The organism is Porcibacter vitabionis (genome assembly GCF_046263795.1).
In the GTDB taxonomy this organism is placed as follows: Bacteria; Bacillota; Clostridia; order Lachnospirales; family Lachnospiraceae; genus Lachnocurva.
In genome coordinates this window covers 115,508-133,294 of record NZ_JBJYZD010000005.1, presented here as the reverse complement: position 1 = coordinate 133,294, position 17,787 = coordinate 115,508, and the positions used below count along the sequence as shown (strand labels likewise).

The following is a 17,787-nucleotide window of genomic DNA, read 5'->3' as shown; positions in this document are numbered from 1 at the left end:
TCGTTCCGGACTGTTTTGCCGGATCGGTTCTAAAACACATAAGCTTTACTATTATAGGACAGAAAAGGCTGTTTCTGCAAGTGGGCAGACGCCATAAAAAATCCCTCGGAAAACTGCATCGTTATTGCAGTCTTCCGAGGGGAAAAGGTTCTTCGTCTGTATCAGTCCACTTTGATCTCGTGAACCCAGCCTTCCGGAGCCTGGATTCGTCCCATCTGTACACCGGTCAGGGTATCATAGAGCTTCATCAAAGTCGGTCCCATCTCCTCCATGCCGGACTTGATGTTGATGACTTTTCCGTGGTCATTGATCCTGCCGACCGGGGAGATTACAGCTGCGGTACCGCAAAGTCCCATCTCATCGAATTCGCCGCTTTCCACTTCCGTGAGAAGGATCTCTCTCTGCTCTACCTTCATGCCCAGATAGTTCTCTGCCAGATAGCAGATCGAGCGGCGGGTGATGGAAGGAAGAATGGAGTCGGACTTCGGTGTCACCAGAGTCTTTCCCTGATCCTTGATAAAGATGATATTGGCGCCGCCGGTCTCTTCAATCTTGGTACGGGTTGCAGGATCGAGATACATATTCTCATTGAAGCCTTGCCGATGCGCTTCCATGATGGGATAGAGAGACATGGCATAATTTAATCCTGCCTTGATTCCGCCGGTTCCATGAGGAGCTGCACGGTCGTAATCCGGGATCCGGACCTCCACCGGCTTCATCCCGCCCTTGAAATATGGACCAACCGGAGTAACCAGAATCCGGAACATATACTCATCTGCAGGTTTTACACCGATGACCGGATTATAACCGAACATATAAGGGCGGATATAAAGCGTAGCACCGGATCCATAAGGAGGAACCCAGGCTGCATTGGCCTTGACCACTTCTTCCACGGCTTCTACAAAACGGTCAACCGGAAATGGAGGCATTTCCAGACGAAGGCAGCTGTCATGCATCCTCTGTGCGTTTAAGTCCGGACGGAAGCAGACGATCTTGCCATCTTCTGTCGTATAGGCCTTCAGGCCTTCAAAACAGGACTGGGAATACTGAAGGACACCGGCACATTCATTCATGGTAACCGTATGATCCTTAGTGAGCTTTCCCTCATCCCATTTGCCATCTTTGTACATGGAGACATAGCTGTAATCCGTCTCCCGGTAATTGAAATCCAAACTGCCCCAGTCAATCTCTTTCTTTTCCATTGCTTTCCTCCTAATCAATTGCACGTATCCAAACACAGAGCCTGTCCTGATGAGTTCTAAGCAAGGATCGGGAGATCTCTGTTTGTGTACTGGTGAATGAAATTCAATCTATGTTTGAATTGATTTCATTTATTATACTACAATGAAATCCTGGTGATGTACTAAATTCTGCACAATCGAAAATCTTTCTGTCACCTCATCCGACCAGGAATCGGTCCATTGCCTCTTCTTTTCTCCGGATCATTTCATCGATCCGTTCAATGTAAGTCGGGATATCCCGGACATTTTCGGTTCGCTTTACATTTCGGCCGCTGTCTGAAACATATTTCGAAGCGGTACCGGCGCCCAGGGCAAGGATCGTTTCCTTCTCTTCCATGATCAAAATGTTATAGATTCCGGCCTTTCCGGGCCTGGCAAAGCCGATATTCTCCAGATTCCCGATCATATGCTTCTGCCGGTAGAGATAATAGGGCAAAAGGCCCATATCCGCCGCACTCTGCATGGCCATCTGCATCAAAGCATCCGAATTCTCCATGGCATAATTCTGATAGGCTTCCCATTCTTTATTCAAGCGGGACTTGGCCTTGATGGCCAGGGAATGGATGGTCAGATTGTCCGGTCCAAGCGCCTTCACCTGATCCAGTGTCTCTTTCACATCCTCTGTCGTCTCTCCGGGCAAGCCCAGGATCAGATCCATATTGATATCCGAAAAGCCCTCTTCCCGGGCCATCTGATAAGCCGTCACGAGCTGGGCTCTTGTATGATGGCGGCCGATCAGCTTCAGGGTCTTGTCATGCATGGTTTGGGGATTGATGGAGATCCGGCTGACTCCATGTGCCTTCATGACGCGAAGCTTATCCCGGTCAATGGAGTCCGGCCTTCCGGCCTCCACGGTAAATTCCCGGACCGGCATGGGAAGTTCCCGGTCAATGGCAGACAGAAGCAGATCCAGCTCCTCAGAAGACAGGCTGGTCGGCGTCCCGCCTCCAATATAGACCGTATCGAGTCTTTTTCCTTTCTCCCGGATCATATTTGCCACGGCATGAATTTCTTTTATGAGTGCGGCGAGATAAGAATCCACCTGACCCTCGAAAGAAGCTCTGGCATAGGAAGGGAAGCTGCAATAAAGGCAGGTGGTCGGGCAGAAAGGAATTCCGATATATATACTTACCCCATGCTCTGTATCAATGGATGACAGGATCTCATGCTCCCGGTGAGCGATCTCTTCCGAGATCCGGATCTTCTCCTCCGAAGTCTTATAGGCTTCCTTCATGAAGTTTTCGATCTCTGCATCCGACTTCCCCTCTTCGATCATCCGAAGCGGTACCTTGGTCGGCCGGATCCCGGTCAGAGTCCCCCAGGGAAGACTTCTTCCCGTAAGATCCGACAGGAGGTCATAGACAGCCCGTTTCAACAGATTCTTCATTTCCGGCCGGACCAAAGCATCATGGGCAGGATCCAAGGGCCAGTCCACAGGATATGGTATGCCCTTCTGCAAAGCTTTCCCCTCTGCCGGGATCCAGTCCAGAAGCACTTTTCCTGTCTGATAGGTGATCTTCAGTCTGGTCACAGGGGAAAGATCTTCTGAAACTTCCGTTTCTTTCTTATTCCCCGCAGTTTCCCCTGTATTCTGGTCCTTCTTCTCCGTATCTCTTTTAATTCTTATTCTTCGTTTCCGGCTCTGGTAAGGCAGATGATCCACCTCATCGTCCGGCACATCGTAGACCGTTTCTAATTCTTCGCGCGGAAAAAAGGCCTGAACCAGGCCATAGACGTCATATTCAAAATCTGCATGGTTAAAAACAAGTTCAATCATAGTGATAACTTACCCATCACATAAGGTACATATTCGACGCTTCTTCCTGGCGGATATCCGTTTCCGGCCCATGCCCCGGCAGGACCAGGGTCTGCTCCGGCAGAATCAGCACCTTCTCACGAAGGGCCCGGACCAGATCCGCCATACTGCCCTTGACCCCGTCGGTCCGGCCGATCGATCCACAGAAAAGCGAATCGCCCGAGAATAAGATCTTCTCCTGGGGAAAATAATAGCAGGCGCCGCCCGGCGTATGTCCGGGCGTTGAGATACAGCGGAAATAGAAGGATTTGAGGGTCACGTCCTCCCCATCCTTTAAGAAGATATCCGCCTGATAGGTTTTTTTCTGCCCGCCGAGTGGCAGGGACATATTGATTGCCGGGTTCTCTAAGGTTTCCTTTTCCTTCTCGGAAATATAGACCGGAGCCGGAAATTCACTTTTAAGATCCGAAAGTCCGTCGATGTGATCCCAATGGGCATGGGTCAAAAGATAGGCTATGACAGAAAGTCCTTTTTTCCGGATTTCCCGCGCAATCCGGTCTGCTTCTGCGCCCGGATCGATCACAATGGCTTCTTTGGTCTTCGGATCCGACAGGATATAACAATTGGTCTGAATCGGTCCTACGATCATTTGCTCTATTTCTTTTTGCATGGCTTCTTTCTATCACCCCGTTGCACGCTGAATATCGATCACGCTGTCGACCTGACGGATCCGGGCAATCATCTGGGAAAGTTCCTGCCGGGTCTTGATTGCAAACTTTAATTCAATGGTTGCAACATTGGCCTTGGAGATCCGGGTATTGATATATTGAATATCGATATCCTGCTCCGTAAAGATCCGGGAGAGATCCACCAAAAGGCCGGTCCTGTTGTTGGCGTAGACACGAAGGGTAACATCAAAGGTCTCATCGGTCTTATTATCCAAAACCGCTTCTTCCCATTCGCAGTCAATGAGTCTGGTCTTTTCGATCTCCGGAATATTCATGACATTGACACAGTCCGTCCGGTGGATCGTGATACCACGTCCCCTGGTGATATAGCCGATGATCTCATCTCCGGGCACCGGATTACAGCACTTACTGAAATGCACCGGAAGATCCGGCATGCCCTTGATCCGGACACCATTGGTCGAATGCTTCCTTTCTCTGGGAGGCGCCGGTTTCTGCACAGCGCCCTCGCCGGAAGATGCATCTCCTTCGGTCTGGTTTATATTTCGTAAGACATCCTCATCCGTCTGAACCAGAGGATGATCCTTCTCGTACTCCTGCAGCATCCGTGTAATAACGCGGTTTTCCGTCAGGCCTCCGTGGCCGACTGTGGCAAGGAGGGCATCCCAGTCATGGAAACCGAAACGGCGGAGGACCACCTCCCGGTAGGGACCGATATCCAGCTTACTCCAGTCAATGTTCTTTTCGTGGGCCTTATTCATCAGAAGTTCCCGGCCATGCTGGATATTCTCCGTCTTCTCCTGGGCGCGGAACCACTGGTTGATTTTGTTCTTGGCCTGGGTGGAATGGACGACTTTGAGCCAGTCAGTCGAAGGGCCCTTCGAATTCTGCGAAGTCAGGACTTCGATCCGGTCACCGTTTTTGATCTCATAATCCAGGGGCACCAGACGCCCGTTGACTTTGGCGCCGACCATACGGTTTCCGACCGCCGAATGAATCGCATAAGCGAAGTCGATGGTGGTGGAACCCTTAGGCAGATTCTTGACGTCGCCCGACGGCGTGAAACAGAAGACCGTATCCGAGAAGAGGTTCAGATCGCTTTTCAGAAGGCTCATGAACTCACGGTTATCGGACATGTCCTGCTGCCATTCCAGAATCTGGCGAAGCCAGGACAACTTGGCTTCTTCGCTGTTGATGGACGAGCCCTCGCCGGATTCCTTGTATTTCCAGTGGGCAGCAATACCGTATTCACTGGTTCGATGCATCTCATAGGTCCGGATCTGAACTTCGAAAGGCTGGCCGTCCGGTCCGATGACTGTCGTATGCAGTGACTGGTACATATTGGGCTTTGGCATTGCGATATAGTCCTTGAAACGCCCCGGGATCGGTGTGTATTTCTCATGGATCACACCCAGAGCCGCATAGCAGTCCCGAATATCATTGACAATGATCCTTACCGCAAAGAGGTCGTAGATCTGATCCAGCGTCTTATGCTGGTTCTTCATCTTCTTATAGATACTGAAGATGTGCTTGGCACGGCCGACAATGGTCGCACTGATCCCGCCGGCAGAAACGGCTTCCTTGACTTCCTCGATCAGCTTCTCGATATAGCCTTCCCGCTCGGACCAGCGCAGATCGATCTCATGCACCAGCTCCTGATAGGCGGTCGGTTCCAGATATTTTAGTGACAGATCATCGAGCTCGACCTTGATCTTACTGATGCCGAGGCGCTGAGCCAATGGAGCGTAGATCTCCTGGGTCTCCCGCGATTTCTCGATCTGTTTCTCCGGCCGCATATACTGAAGGGTCCGCATATTATGCAGGCGATCGGCAAGCTTGATCAGAATGACACGGATATCCTTTGCCATGGCAAGGAACATCTTCCGGAGATTTTCTGCCTGTACTTCGACCTTGTCCTTGTCATAGTCCAGCTGACCGAGTTTTGTGACACCATCAACCAGAAGGGCGACTTCAGAGGAAAACTCTCTCGTTACATCTTCGATCGTGACCGGCGTATCCTCAACCACATCGTGCAAAAGACCGGCAACAATGGTCTCCTTATCCAGCTCCAGATCCGAAAGGATCAAAGCGACACTTAAGGGATGGATAATATAGGGCTCGCCGGACTTTCTCTTCTGTGCTCCATGGGCCTTCTGAGCGAAGTGATAAGCCTTCTCGATCATGGAAATATCTGTGTTCGGATGGTACATGCGGACGCGGTGGATCAGGCGGTGATAGATCTCTTCCGGTTCCTCGAAATCCTCTGTAGAAATGATCCCCCTATGGTCCGTGGAGATCTTCATCTTCAGATTCTTCAACTGGTCCGGCTCGCTATTCACTGCCGCTTCTTCCAGCCTGGCCTTGGCCTTCTCCGCTTTTTCCAGAGCAGACTTGGACTTAACCTGTTTTATGACTTTTGTATCGATATCTGCCATAGGAATCCTGCCTTTCTTGCTCTGGGGAGTCGGATGATAGGACTGTCAAAACGTTTGACATTCCTCATTGATTGGTATCCATTAAGTTTAGTTCAAAAACCAAAGCTTGACAAGACTCTGTATGGCTATAAAGGAAGCCCTCTCCTTCCAGGATTTTGATCGATGCAAGATTCCCCGGCCGGACCCTGGCGATCACATGCTTTAGATCCAAAAGATCCTCATTGACATGATCTCTTACGAAAGACAAAACCGAGCGGACCGCTTCCCTGCCATAGCCCCTGTGAAAAAGATGCGGAGCGATCTGATAGCCCAGTTCCACGGTGTCTCCCGAAAGTCCGGGCTTGCTTTCGATCCCGGCCCGCCCGATCAAAGCGCCGGTCTGTCTGTCCGTCACAGCCCAGAGGCCATAGCCATAGATCCCATATACTTGAGAAATATAGACCGACAGTTCTTTTTCTGCTTCTTCAAAAGAAGGCAAAGGATCGATGAAAGTGGTCATCCCGGGCTCGCTATACATTTGAAACAAAGGCGAAAGATCCTCGGGACAAAGCTCGCGGAGGATGAGCCGGGGGCTTTCCGCCATCCGCATGGGGATGCCTGACTGTCTGCAATAGGCCAAAAGGAGCAGGTCATCGGGAGGAACAAGGAACTGCCCATCTTCAGAGGATTCTTTCTCTTTCTTATTTTGCTTTTGCTCAGAAGAAGGCAGCCTGCCATCAGAAAAATCAGGGCCCTCCGGCTGCCAGATCACAGGGCAATCGGTCAAACGTATATCATCCGTTTCTACGCCAAGAAGCGGGAGATTGGATCTCCTCGCCTGATCAACTTCCTCCTGGGTCCGGCAGATCCGGACCTTGGTCCGATAGGATCGGCTTTGCAGCAAGTCCTCCCAGATGCGGTTCCAGTCCTTTGGGCTCTTGTCAATGCCCATTTGAATGTGGTGCATTCCCTGTCCTCTCCTTAACTTTCCTGACCTGCTTTGCCTCTCATTTTCCTTCCTTGTCCCGTTCGCGGAAGCGCTTGAGCCGGTCCCGGATCTCTTTTTCCTTGCCGAGGTCTCCGGGCTCATAAAAACATCTTCCCAGCATGGAATCCGGCAGATATTGCTGGCTGACATAATGCTCAGGGAAATCGTGAGGATAGAGATAGCCCAAGCCATGACCCAACTTTGCCGACCCCTTGTAATGCGAATCCCTTAAGTGGGCCGGCACCGGATCGGTATAAGAATTCTTTACGGCCGACATGGCCTGATCGATGGCATTGATCGTCGAATTGGACTTTGGTGCAGTAGCAATATATTCCGCAGCTTCTGCCAGAATGATCCTGGCCTCCGGCATGCCGATACGTTCCACCGCAGAAGCTGCCGCCTCTGCCACAACAAGGGCCATGGGATCTGCCATGCCGACATCTTCCGCCGCATGGATCATGATCCGACGGGCGATAAATTTCACATCTTCTCCTGCATAGAGCATGCGGGCAAGATAATAAACCGCTGCATCCGGATCCGATCCCCGCATCGATTTGATGAAGGCAGAGATCGTATCATAATGATTGTCCCCATCCCGGTCATAACGGACCACTCGCTTTTGAATGCATTCACTGATGACTTCCAGGGTCAGGTGGATTTTCCCGTCTTTTGATGGTTCTGTTGTCATTACGCCAAGTTCCAGGGCATTCAAAGCTCGACGGGCATCCCCGTTTGCGGTATCCGCAAGGAAATCCTCCGCCTTGGGATCGATCACGGGCTGATAAACTGCTAAGCCACGCTCCCGGTCATGTAAGGCTCGTTCGATCAAGGTCTTTATTTCCTCATCGGACAGGGTGTGCAGTTCGAAGATCAAGGACCTGGAGATCAGGGCTCCATTGACTTCGAAATAGGGATTCTCCGTTGTCGCCCCGATCAGGGTGATGGTTCCATCCTCCACAAAGGGCAAAAGATAATCCTGCTGGGACTTGTTAAAGCGATGGATCTCATCGATAAAAAGGATGGTCTTCTTCCCCTGGGTCCGGAAACGCTCTTTGGCCGCTTCCACGACCTCCTGCATATCCTTCTTCCCGGCTGTCGTCGCATTGATGGCCTCAAAAGCTGCCTTTGTCGTATGGGCAATGACCTGAGCCAGAGTGGTTTTCCCTGTTCCGGGAGGTCCGTAGAAAATGACGGAGGTCAGCTTGTCAGCCTGAATCGCCCGGTAAAGCATCTTGCCTTTTCCGATGATATCCTGTTGGCCCACGACTTCATCCAATGTCTGCGGCCGCATACGGGAAGCCAGAGGAGACTCCTTCTCTGCTTCGTTTTGTCTCATATAATCAAAAAGATCCATAGACCATTTTCAGTCCTTTCCTGATAAAAAAACGCGATTGACGAGACTCCTTCTATGACCATAAGAAGTATTTACGGACGATTCTTCGATGTCTCACTGCCCTATTATAATCGTTTGCATTTTCAGCACGCAAGATTATAAGCCAGAACTCACCAAAGGAGTATTCAAAAAAAGTGCAAAAAAAGGCCCTGCAGACTTTTTAAAGTCTGCAGGGCCTTTCCACTTACTCCTCTACATTTCCGCTCAGGACCACGCGTCCTTTCAGGTCTCCATTTTCGACATATATCTCAATGGTGTCGCCCATGCCGATATCATCGCCAAGAATAATTCTGGCTGCAATGGTCTCAACATGCTTCTGCAGATATCGTTTCAGAGGTCGTGCGCCATATACCGGATCGTAGCCACGATCGATCACCATCTGTTTTGCTTCTTCTGTGAGCTCTATCCGGATCTGACGATCCGACAGACGTTCATTCAATTTCTGAAGCTCGAGATCTACAATATGACCGATATTATCCTTGGTCAGAGGCTTGAACATGATGATCTCATCCAGACGGTTCAAAAATTCCGGACGGAAGTGGTTCCGAAGTTCCTGTCTTACAGCATCCTTTGCGCTTTCCGTGATCTCTCCGTTCTCGCTTATGCCCTGGAGAAGCTCCGAGGCGCCAAGGTTTGACGTCATGATAATAATGGTATTCTTAAAGTCCACGGTACGACCCTGGGAGTCGGTGATCCGGCCGTCATCCAGGACCTGAAGCAGGATGTTGAAGACATCCGGATGGGCCTTTTCCACCTCATCAAAGAGGACAACGGAATAGGGTTTTCTCCGAACAGCCTCTGTCAGCTGGCCGCCTTCATCGTATCCCACATATCCGGGAGGCGCTCCGATCAGACGGGAGACAGAATACTTCTCCATATACTCCGACATATCGATCCGGACCATGTTATTCTCATCATCGAAGAGAGCTTCCGCCAGGGATTTGGCGAGCTCCGTCTTACCGACACCGGTAGGTCCCAGGAAGAGGAAGGAACCAATCGGTCTCGAAGGATCCTTGATACCGGCCCGGGAACGTATGATGGATTCTGTGACAAGCTTTACCGCTTCGTCCTGTCCGACCACTCTCTTATGGAGTTCATCATCCAGATGAAGGGTTTTATTCCGCTCGGTCTCATTCAGCTTGCTGACCGGGATACCGGTCCAGCGGGATACGATGGCTGCGATCTCATCGGAATCCACGCTGTCATGAACCAGCTTCAGATCATCGTTCTGGACCTTCTTCTCTTCGGCTTCCAGTTCTTTCTCCAGAGAAGGCAGTTCGCCGTAACGAAGCTCGGCCAGACGGTTCAGATCACCCTTCCGCTCGGCAAGTTCCATCTGCTTATGGACATCTGCAATCTGATCCCGGAGTTTGGCCGGACGATTGACGGCATTCTTCTCATTTTCCCATTGCGCATTGAGAACTTTCAGACGGTCTTCATTTTCCGCAAGCTCTTTCTTGACACTCTCCAGTCTCTCCTTGGAAAGCTGGTCCGTCTCCTTCTCCAGAGACATCTTATCCAATTTCAGCTGGATATTCTTATGCTCCAGATCATCGATCTCTTCCGGCTTGGATTCCTGCTCGGTCTTGATCTGGGCGCAAGCCTCATCAATCAAGTCAATGGCCTTATCCGGAAGGAAACGGTCGGAAATATAACGATGGGAAAGCTCGGCTGCCGCAATCAGGGCATTATCCGTGATCCGGACACCGTGATAGGTCTGATAATTCTCACGCAGACCACGAAGGATTGTGATGGTCTCACTCACAGATGGCTCATCCACAAGCACTCTCTGGAAACGACGTTCCAAAGCAGCATCCTTCTCAATGTATTCCCGGTATTCATTCAAAGTAGTAGCACCGATACAATGGAGCTCGCCTCTGGCCAGCATGGGCTTCAAGAGGTTTCCGGCATCCATGGAGCCTTCGGTCTTGCCGGCACCGACAATCAGATGCAGTTCATCGATGAAGAGGATGATCCGGCCCTCACTCTTTTTGACTTCATTCAGAACAGCCTTCAGACGTTCCTCAAATTCGCCCCGGTACTTGGCACCTGCAATCAGGGAACCCATATCCAGGGAGAAAATGGTCTTATCCTTCAGATTGTCCGGCACATCACCGGAGACAATTCTCTGGGCCAGGCCCTCAACGACTGCGGTTTTACCGACACCAGGCTCACCGATCAGAACCGGGTTATTCTTGGTTTTCCGGGATAGAATCCGGATCACATTCCGGATCTCTTCATCCCGTCCGATGATGGGATCCAGCTTCTGGTCTCTGGCTTTCTCAACCAGATCTTCGCCGTATTTCTTCAGAGAATCATAGGTCTCTTCCGGATTATCACTTGTGACATTCTGATTTCCCCGAACCGACTGCAGAGCCTTTAGAAAGCGCTCTCTTGTAATGCCGAATTCACGGAATTTCTGCTTCATGGAAGTGCTCGGATGAGCCAGCATGGACAGGAAGAGATGCTCGACCGAGACATACTCATCTCCCATTCGCTTGGCTTCATCTTCTCCGTGCATCAGGGCTTCATTCAGGTCATTGCTGATATAGACCTGAACATTGGACCCCTGCACCTTGGGCAGGTTCTGTACCATGGATGTAATATCATTGGTAAAATAGGTCAGGTCAATTTCCATTTTTTGAATCAGTTTCGGGATCAGGCCGTCCTCCTGATTCAAAAGTGCCAGAAGCAGGTGTTCCTGGTTGATCTCCTGGTTGCCATAATCCATGGCAAGCTTCTGAGCGTCCTGAATGGCTTCACCGGACTTCTTTGTAAAACGGTCTATATTCATCTCTCCACCTCCTTTTGGCTGGAATTATTTTTTTTCATTTTATTCATCATAATCATTCTATTCCAAATCATATGCAGGTCATAGGAATCGTACAAATAATTCTGTGCCAGTCAATTCTGTTCCGATCGCGTGCATCCTGTACAATTCGTTTCTACGCATATCATATGAATCACACATTAATCTATGCTGCTTATTGCCATTTCTATGAAAGGAACCGGACCAATTCCGGTTCCGGAAATTCTGGTCATATTATCATCCGGACGAATCCCGATTTTGAAAATTCAGATGAAAGGATCGGAAACGAATCCTGATTTTTGAATCCTGATTTTCGAACCCCGATTTTCGAGAATTCAAATCATAGAACCCGGGTCAGATTCTGTTCTGATTTTCAAAAAATTAGGTAAGAACAGCCCGGGTAGGAATTCCTGCCCGGGCTGCTTCTCTCGGAAGGTCAAAGAAGATTATCCTTCGATCATAATTGTCTTCTTGTTTTCAATCGGTTTCTTCTGCTCCGGATCCGGCAGAGTGATAAGAAGCATACCGTCTTCAAACTTAGCGTGAACATCATCTTCGGTGATGTTGTCACCTACGTAGAAGGAACGCTCAACAGCACCGGTGTAACGTTCCTTGCGAACGATCTTGCCGTCCTTATCCTTCTCATCCTTATTGTCATTGTGAGCTGCGCGGATGTTCAGATATCCGTTCTCAAGAGACAGCTGAACGTCGTCTTTCTTGAATCCCGGAAGCTCCATCTCGAGCTCATAATTACCGTCCTTCTGCTTTACATCGGTCCTCATCATACCATTGTTGTTTGTGAAAGCCGGTGATCTAAACCAGTTGTCATTAAAGAAATCATCCATCAGATCTTCACCGAAAATACTAGGCATGTACATCATAATTACTTACCTCCTTAAACATCTAATGTCTGTTAAAATTAACTTCCTTGTTTTCCGGGCAGCCGCTCCAAGCACTTCCTGTGGAGCTTTCCTCTTCCTTTCGAACAACTATGTTATAGCACGTTTATTAGCACTCGTCAATAGTGAGTGCTAATATTTTTTGAAAAATTTTTTATTTTTTCAAAATGTAGACCAAACAGACAGATGGATGCCCAAAGAATTCTTTTGACTACTGTAGAAAATCCCTTCCTTCGTAAGGCCGGCCAGGCCAAACAAAAGGCAGGGATCATATCTTATCAAATCACATAAAACCAAGTCTCATCCTGGTCCAGATCGGTCTTCTCGATCTGGCCGCCGCCCTGGCCCTTCTTATACTGCAATTCCTGGTTTTTGATAGTGACTCTGGTACCTGCAGGAATGGAACTCGTAATGAAGGCATTGGATCCGATTACAGAATTGGCTCCGATCACGGTCTCACCACCCAGGATCGAGGCTCCGGAATAAATCGTCACATGGTCTTCAATGGTCGGATGCCGCTTGTGGCCGCGAAGCTTCTGGCCACCGCTCGTGGAGAGTGCTCCCAGGGTAACGCCCTGGTATACCTTTACATGCTCGCCGATCGTGGTCGTAGAGCCGACAACAATGCCGGTGCCGTGATCGATAAAGAAATACTTGCCGATCGTTGCACCCGGATGGATATCAATTCCGGTCCGGGAATGGGCGTACTCGGTCATCATACGGGGGATCAGAGGCACATCCAGTAAGAAGAGCTCATGAGCGATCCGGTTGACCGTGATGGCCAGAAGACCCGGATAAGAAAGGACGATCTCATCCTTATTCAAGGCTGCGGGATCTCCTTCCAGGGTTGCTTCCAGATCCGTATCCAGATACTCCCGGATCTTCGGGATCTGGCTCATGAATTTCATAGTGATCTCGGCTGCTTCTTTCTCGACCAGGGGCTGGCAGACATAGGCATCCGGATTTTCTCCCTCTTTCTGGTAACGAAGAACAATACCGATCTGTTTATTCAGATTGTAGATCACATCCTCGATCCAGACGGTCAGATTGGAGTCCAGATTATAGGATTTGAAGACATTGTCCCTGTAATAGCCCGGATAGAGAATGCGGAGCAATTTCTTTAAGATCTCACGGACCGCACGCTGGTCCGGCTGACTGTAGACCGTCATCTTATCGATATCACGGCCCTTCTGATAGTCTTTTAAAATAGAAGTCACCAGTTCATGTACTTTTTCCTGGCTCTGTGATTCTTCCATGAATGAATGTTTGATCATTCCGGGCAATCCTCCTTTTACTGTGCTGCCGGTGTCAGTTTCTGAGCCCTTCTGGCTGCCTTTCTGGACAAACTGGAATCCGGGAAGAGCTCATTGATCCGATTGTAAGCATTGATTGCTTCCTGGGTATTCTGATTCTTCTCATAAGCCTCACCCAAGCGGTAAAGCGCATCTCCGTCCTTATACTTCTCATCCATAGAAGTTACCGTTGTAAGCTGTGTGATGGCATCCTGATATTTCTCAGAATTATAAGCTTCGATGCCGGCATTATAAGCATCTTCCAAAGTCTTTGCATTGACTGCGGCATTGACCGAATCATAGACCGCCTGTCCCTGGGACTGTAAGAGGTCCCGGTTCACACTGGAAAGAAGCTGGCCTGCAGTCGCAAGGTCATTGGAGGCCACTGCATTATTGGCCTGGATCAGCTGTTCATAAGATGTTACGACATCGCTTTTTCCGGTGTATTTCTCGAGCTCTGCCTGAAGATCTGATACCTGCTTTTGAAGCTGACTGATCGAAGAGCTGCTCTTAGTTGCCTTCTCATTAGCGGTCACCAGGGTCTTCGATGCATCGTTTTTCACCTGCTGACGGATAGAAGGGACAATCAGGAAGGCACAGACTAAGAGACCGATCACAAAGCCGACGGCGATATTCATAAGAGCCGACCAGCGGCTGTCCGCCAAATTGCCGAAAAAGGCCATGATGCCGGACCCGCCTCTGATCCCGGCTTCTTTTCTCTTCTTTTTCTTTCGTTTCTCTGCACCATCCGAAAGCTCTCTTTTGATTTCATTTCGATAGGCCTGGATCCGAGGATTTCGGCTGTCTCTCTTCTCTAATTCCTTTAAGACGGCATCCGCTTCTTCATAATCTTCATTATGGATCAGGATCAGAGCCAGAAGGAGACTCGCATCCATGATCTCCGGATTGTCGGAAATGACCCGGCGAAGCTGGAGTCTGGCCAGATCCAAGGCTCCCTCCTGGCAGTATTTCAGCGCCTGGTTATATTTCACAACACCTGAATTCAAACGGCTGATCTCACCACGGCTCTGAATGTCTCTCAGATAGTCATCCGCCAGATTATCCTCCTTCTGGAGGTTCTTCGAAATGACCCATTCGGAGATCGCAAGGACAACATCGCCTCTTTCATAGAGACAGAGGCCCAGAAGATTTCGGGCATCGGTCTCATATTTATTATAAGAAAGCGATTCTTTCAGACTCGAGATCGCGCCGGACAAATCATGGGCCTTAGCCTTCTCCAGACCTTCATTATATAATTGATTGGAAATTGCCAGGATCTCCCGATAGATCCCGAGATCTGCTCCGCAGCGGGGGCAGTTTCTCTCGTTTCCCATGAGTTCCTGGCCGCAGTAATAACATGTCTCTGTCATCAGCTTCGATTCCTCTTCGTAAGATCCTTGTTTTTGCCTTGTTCACGACGTTCTTTCAGGATATCAATAAGATCTGTCAGCTCTGTCTTATGAATGGCATCCTCTGCAGCGGACACCTCCGTTTTCGGCTGGTATTTCGTCAACTCTTTATCGAAGTCAATCATCCGCGTTTTCTCCTTTTCTTGAATAATGTGATCTCACCCCTTCAATTCCGAAAGTCTCTTCTCGACATCCGAAAGCATCTTCTCGTATTTCGCAAGTTTTTCCTTTTCTTCCTGCACCTTGGCTTCCGGAGCCTTGGAAAGGAAGCGTTCATTACTCAGCATACCATGAGACCGCTTCAGCTCGCCCTGCAGTCTCTTCTCTTCCTTCTCCAGCCTTGCCTTCTCTTTCTCGAAATCGACGAGATCCGACAAAGGCATGAAGGCTGTCGCATCCGGGATGACAACAGAGACCGCATCCTCAGCGATTCCCGCCTGATCGGCCTGTACATGGATTGCACTCGCCATTGCCATCGTCTGATAGGTCGGCACCAGATCCCGGAAAACAGATCTTGCCTCTTCCTTTTCGGAGACAATATAGACCTCGGCCTTACGGCTTGGCGGAACATTCATTTCGGTACGCACATTTCGAAGGGCCTTGATGAGATCCATGAGACGAGACATGGCTTCTTCTGCCTCTCCATTCTTCCGGTCTGGTCTATATTTCGGCCAGGAGGAAATCATGATTGATTCTTCCTCAGGATGGAGGGTACAGAAGATCTCTTCGGTGATAAATGGCATGTAAGGATGCAGAAGTTTCAAGGCATCCGTAAGTACCGAAGACAGGGTCCAGAGGGCCGCATTGCGGGAGGATCTGGCCTTTTCCTTCTCTTCCTCTGACAGACCCTCGGAGGCTGCTTTCTCCTCGGTCATCCAGATTCTTGGCTTTACAAACTCGATGTACCAGTCGCAGAACTCATCCCAGATGAAATCATAGACCTTCTGTACGGCGATGCCGAGCTCGAACTTATCCATGTTCTCAGTCACTTCGCGGGCAACGTCATTGACGCGGGAGAGGATCCACTTGTCGCTGGTCTCGAATTCCGAATCCTCAGGCTCATGGAGGCCGCCCTCTGCCGTATCCAGGTTCATAAGGATAAAGCGGGAAGCGTTCCAGACCTTATTGGCGAAGTTTCTGGAATTTTCAACACGTTCCCAGTAGAAGCGCATGTCATTTCCGGGTGCGTTTCCTGTGATCAAGGTCAAACGAAGGGCGTCCGCGCCGTATTTATCAATGACTTCCAGAGGATCGATACCGTTACCCAGCGACTTACTCATTTTCCGTCCCTGATCATCGCGGACCAGGCCATGGAAAAGGACCGTATGGAAAGGCGCCTTGCCCATGTTTTCATAGCCGGAGAAGATCATCCGGATGACCCAGAAGAAGATGATGTCATAACCGGTAACCAGGACATCATTGGGATAGAAATAATCAAGCTCCGGTGTATGGTCCGGCCAGCCCAGGGTCGAGAAAGGCCAGAGTGCAGAGGAGAACCAGGTGTCCAATGTATCCGGATCCTGATGGAAATGGCTGCCGCCGCACTTGGGGCAGACCTTGGGCATCTCCTCTGCCACGACCGTTTCTCCGCAGTCATCGCAGTAATATGCCGGGATCCTGTGGCCCCACCAAAGCTGACGGGAAATACACCAGTCACGGATATTGTCCGTCCAGTTGAAGTAAGTCTTCTCCATCCGCTTGGGAAGAAGCTGAATGTCTCCATTCCGGACTCCTTCGATGGCCGGCTTGATAAGCTCCGACATGTTGACAAACCACTGGTCCTTGACCATAGGTTCGACTGTTGTACCACAGCGGTCATGAGTTCCTACATTATGCGTCAGATCCTCGATGGAAACCAGAAGGCCCATCTCGTCCAGTTCCTTTACAATGGCTTTCCGGGCCTCATAACGATCCATGCCCTGATATTTTCCGCCATTCTCATTGATGGTCGCATCATCATTTAAAATATTGATGATAGGGAGATCATGACGCTTTCCGACTTCGAAGTCGTTCGGATCATGGGCCGGTGTGATCTTTACAACACCGGTTCCTTCTTCCATATCGGCATGTTCATCTCCGACAATGGGAATCGGGCGGTTCACGATGGGAAGCATGGCCTTCTTTCCGATCAGATCCTTATAACGGGGATCCTCGGGATTCACTGCAAGTGCCGTATCACCCAGCATGGTCTCCGGACGTGTCGTTGCAAATTCCAGGAAACGGGTCTTCGAAACGCTTCCGTCATCCTCGATCAGAGGATATTTAATATGCCAGAAATGACTGGCCTGCTCCTTATATTCCACCTCGGCATCAGAAATGGAAGTCTTACAGACCGGACACCAGTTGACGATCCTATGGCCCTTATAGATCCATCCCTTCTTATACATATTAATGAAGACCTGCTTTACCGCCTTGGAACAGCCTTCATCCATGGTGAACCGCTCTCTCTGCCAGTCTGCAGAAGAGCCCATTTTCTTCAGCTGTTTAATGATCCGGCCGCCATACTCTTTCCGCCAGTCCCAGCATTTCTCCAGGAAGCCTTCCCGGCCCAGATCATGCTTATCGATGCCCTGTTCCTTCAAAGCCTTGATGACTTTGACCTCGGTCGCGATGGAAGCATGGTCGGTACCCGGCTGCCAGAGGACATTATAACCCTCCATTCTCTTGTAACGTGCCAGGATATCCTGCATGGTATTATCCAAGGCATGACCCATATGAAGCTGGCCTGTGATATTGGGAGGCGGCATCATAATAGTGAAGGGTTTCTTCTTCGGATCTACCTCTGCGTGGAAATAGCCATTGGCTTCCCACTTCTGATAGAGGCGATCTTCGATCTGTTTGGGATCGTAGGTTTTCTCTAATTCCTTTGACATGTGTTGACTCCTTTTGTGATGTAACAA

The 17,787-nt window shown here is 49.8% G+C and carries 12 protein-coding genes; all 12 read right to left on the bottom strand.

Translation table 11 applies throughout. The annotated features are described in order from the left end of the window. Nucleotides 1-161: 161 nt before the first annotated feature. Nucleotides 162-1,202, bottom strand: a complete 1,041-nt coding sequence (locus ACKX2L_RS05705; RefSeq protein ID WP_497551867.1) for a branched-chain amino acid aminotransferase — start codon at nucleotides 1,200-1,202, stop codon at nucleotides 162-164. Nucleotides 1,203-1,398: 196 nt separating this feature from the next. Next, nucleotides 1,399-3,018, bottom strand: a complete 1,620-nt coding sequence (gene hemZ, locus ACKX2L_RS05700) for a coproporphyrinogen dehydrogenase HemZ (RefSeq protein ID WP_497552815.1) — start codon at nucleotides 3,016-3,018, stop codon at nucleotides 1,399-1,401. A 16-nt stretch (nucleotides 3,019-3,034) separates the two neighbouring features. Further along, nucleotides 3,035-3,667, bottom strand: coding sequence for an MBL fold metallo-hydrolase (locus ACKX2L_RS05695; RefSeq protein WP_497551869.1), 633 nt, complete (start codon nucleotides 3,665-3,667; stop codon nucleotides 3,035-3,037). 12 nt (nucleotides 3,668-3,679) lie between these two features. After that, nucleotides 3,680-5,986, bottom strand: a complete 2,307-nt coding sequence (locus ACKX2L_RS05690; protein ID WP_497551882.1) for a RelA/SpoT family protein — start codon at nucleotides 5,984-5,986, stop codon at nucleotides 3,680-3,682. 196 nt (nucleotides 5,987-6,182) lie between these two features. Further along, complete coding sequence (locus tag ACKX2L_RS05685) at nucleotides 6,183-7,064, bottom strand: GNAT family N-acetyltransferase (protein ID WP_497552814.1); 882 nt, start codon at nucleotides 7,062-7,064, stop codon at nucleotides 6,183-6,185. Between the two features lie 40 nt (nucleotides 7,065-7,104). Continuing rightward, nucleotides 7,105-8,439 (bottom strand): replication-associated recombination protein A, encoded by a 1,335-nt coding sequence (locus ACKX2L_RS05680; protein WP_497551871.1) that lies wholly within the window; start codon nucleotides 8,437-8,439, stop codon nucleotides 7,105-7,107. Between the two features lie 223 nt (nucleotides 8,440-8,662). Continuing rightward, nucleotides 8,663-11,272: an ATP-dependent chaperone ClpB gene (gene clpB / locus ACKX2L_RS05675; protein ID WP_497552813.1), complete on the bottom strand. Its 2,610-nt coding sequence runs from the start codon at nucleotides 11,270-11,272 to the stop codon at nucleotides 8,663-8,665. 461 nt (nucleotides 11,273-11,733) lie between these two features. Next, complete coding sequence (locus ACKX2L_RS05670) at nucleotides 11,734-12,168, bottom strand: Hsp20/alpha crystallin family protein (RefSeq protein ID WP_497552812.1); 435 nt, start codon at nucleotides 12,166-12,168, stop codon at nucleotides 11,734-11,736. A gap of 296 nt (nucleotides 12,169-12,464) precedes the next feature. Then, on the bottom strand, nucleotides 12,465-13,460 hold the full coding sequence (gene epsC / locus ACKX2L_RS05665; RefSeq protein WP_497551874.1) for a serine O-acetyltransferase EpsC: 996 nt from the start codon (nucleotides 13,458-13,460) through the stop codon (nucleotides 12,465-12,467). A 17-nt stretch (nucleotides 13,461-13,477) separates the two neighbouring features. Continuing rightward, nucleotides 13,478-14,848 carry a tetratricopeptide repeat protein gene (locus tag ACKX2L_RS05660; RefSeq protein ID WP_497552811.1) on the bottom strand — a complete coding sequence of 457 codons (1,371 nt, stop codon included), beginning with the start codon at nucleotides 14,846-14,848 and terminating at the stop codon, nucleotides 13,478-13,480. Then, complete coding sequence (locus ACKX2L_RS05655; RefSeq protein WP_497551876.1) at nucleotides 14,848-15,012, bottom strand: hypothetical protein; 165 nt, start codon at nucleotides 15,010-15,012, stop codon at nucleotides 14,848-14,850. The genes ACKX2L_RS05660 and ACKX2L_RS05655 overlap by 1 nt, the downstream gene beginning before the upstream one ends. 33 nt (nucleotides 15,013-15,045) lie before the next feature. Next, nucleotides 15,046-17,760 carry a valine--tRNA ligase gene (locus tag ACKX2L_RS05650; RefSeq protein WP_497552810.1) on the bottom strand — a complete coding sequence of 905 codons (2,715 nt, stop codon included), beginning with the start codon at nucleotides 17,758-17,760 and terminating at the stop codon, nucleotides 15,046-15,048. Nucleotides 17,761-17,787: the final 27 nt, after the last annotated feature.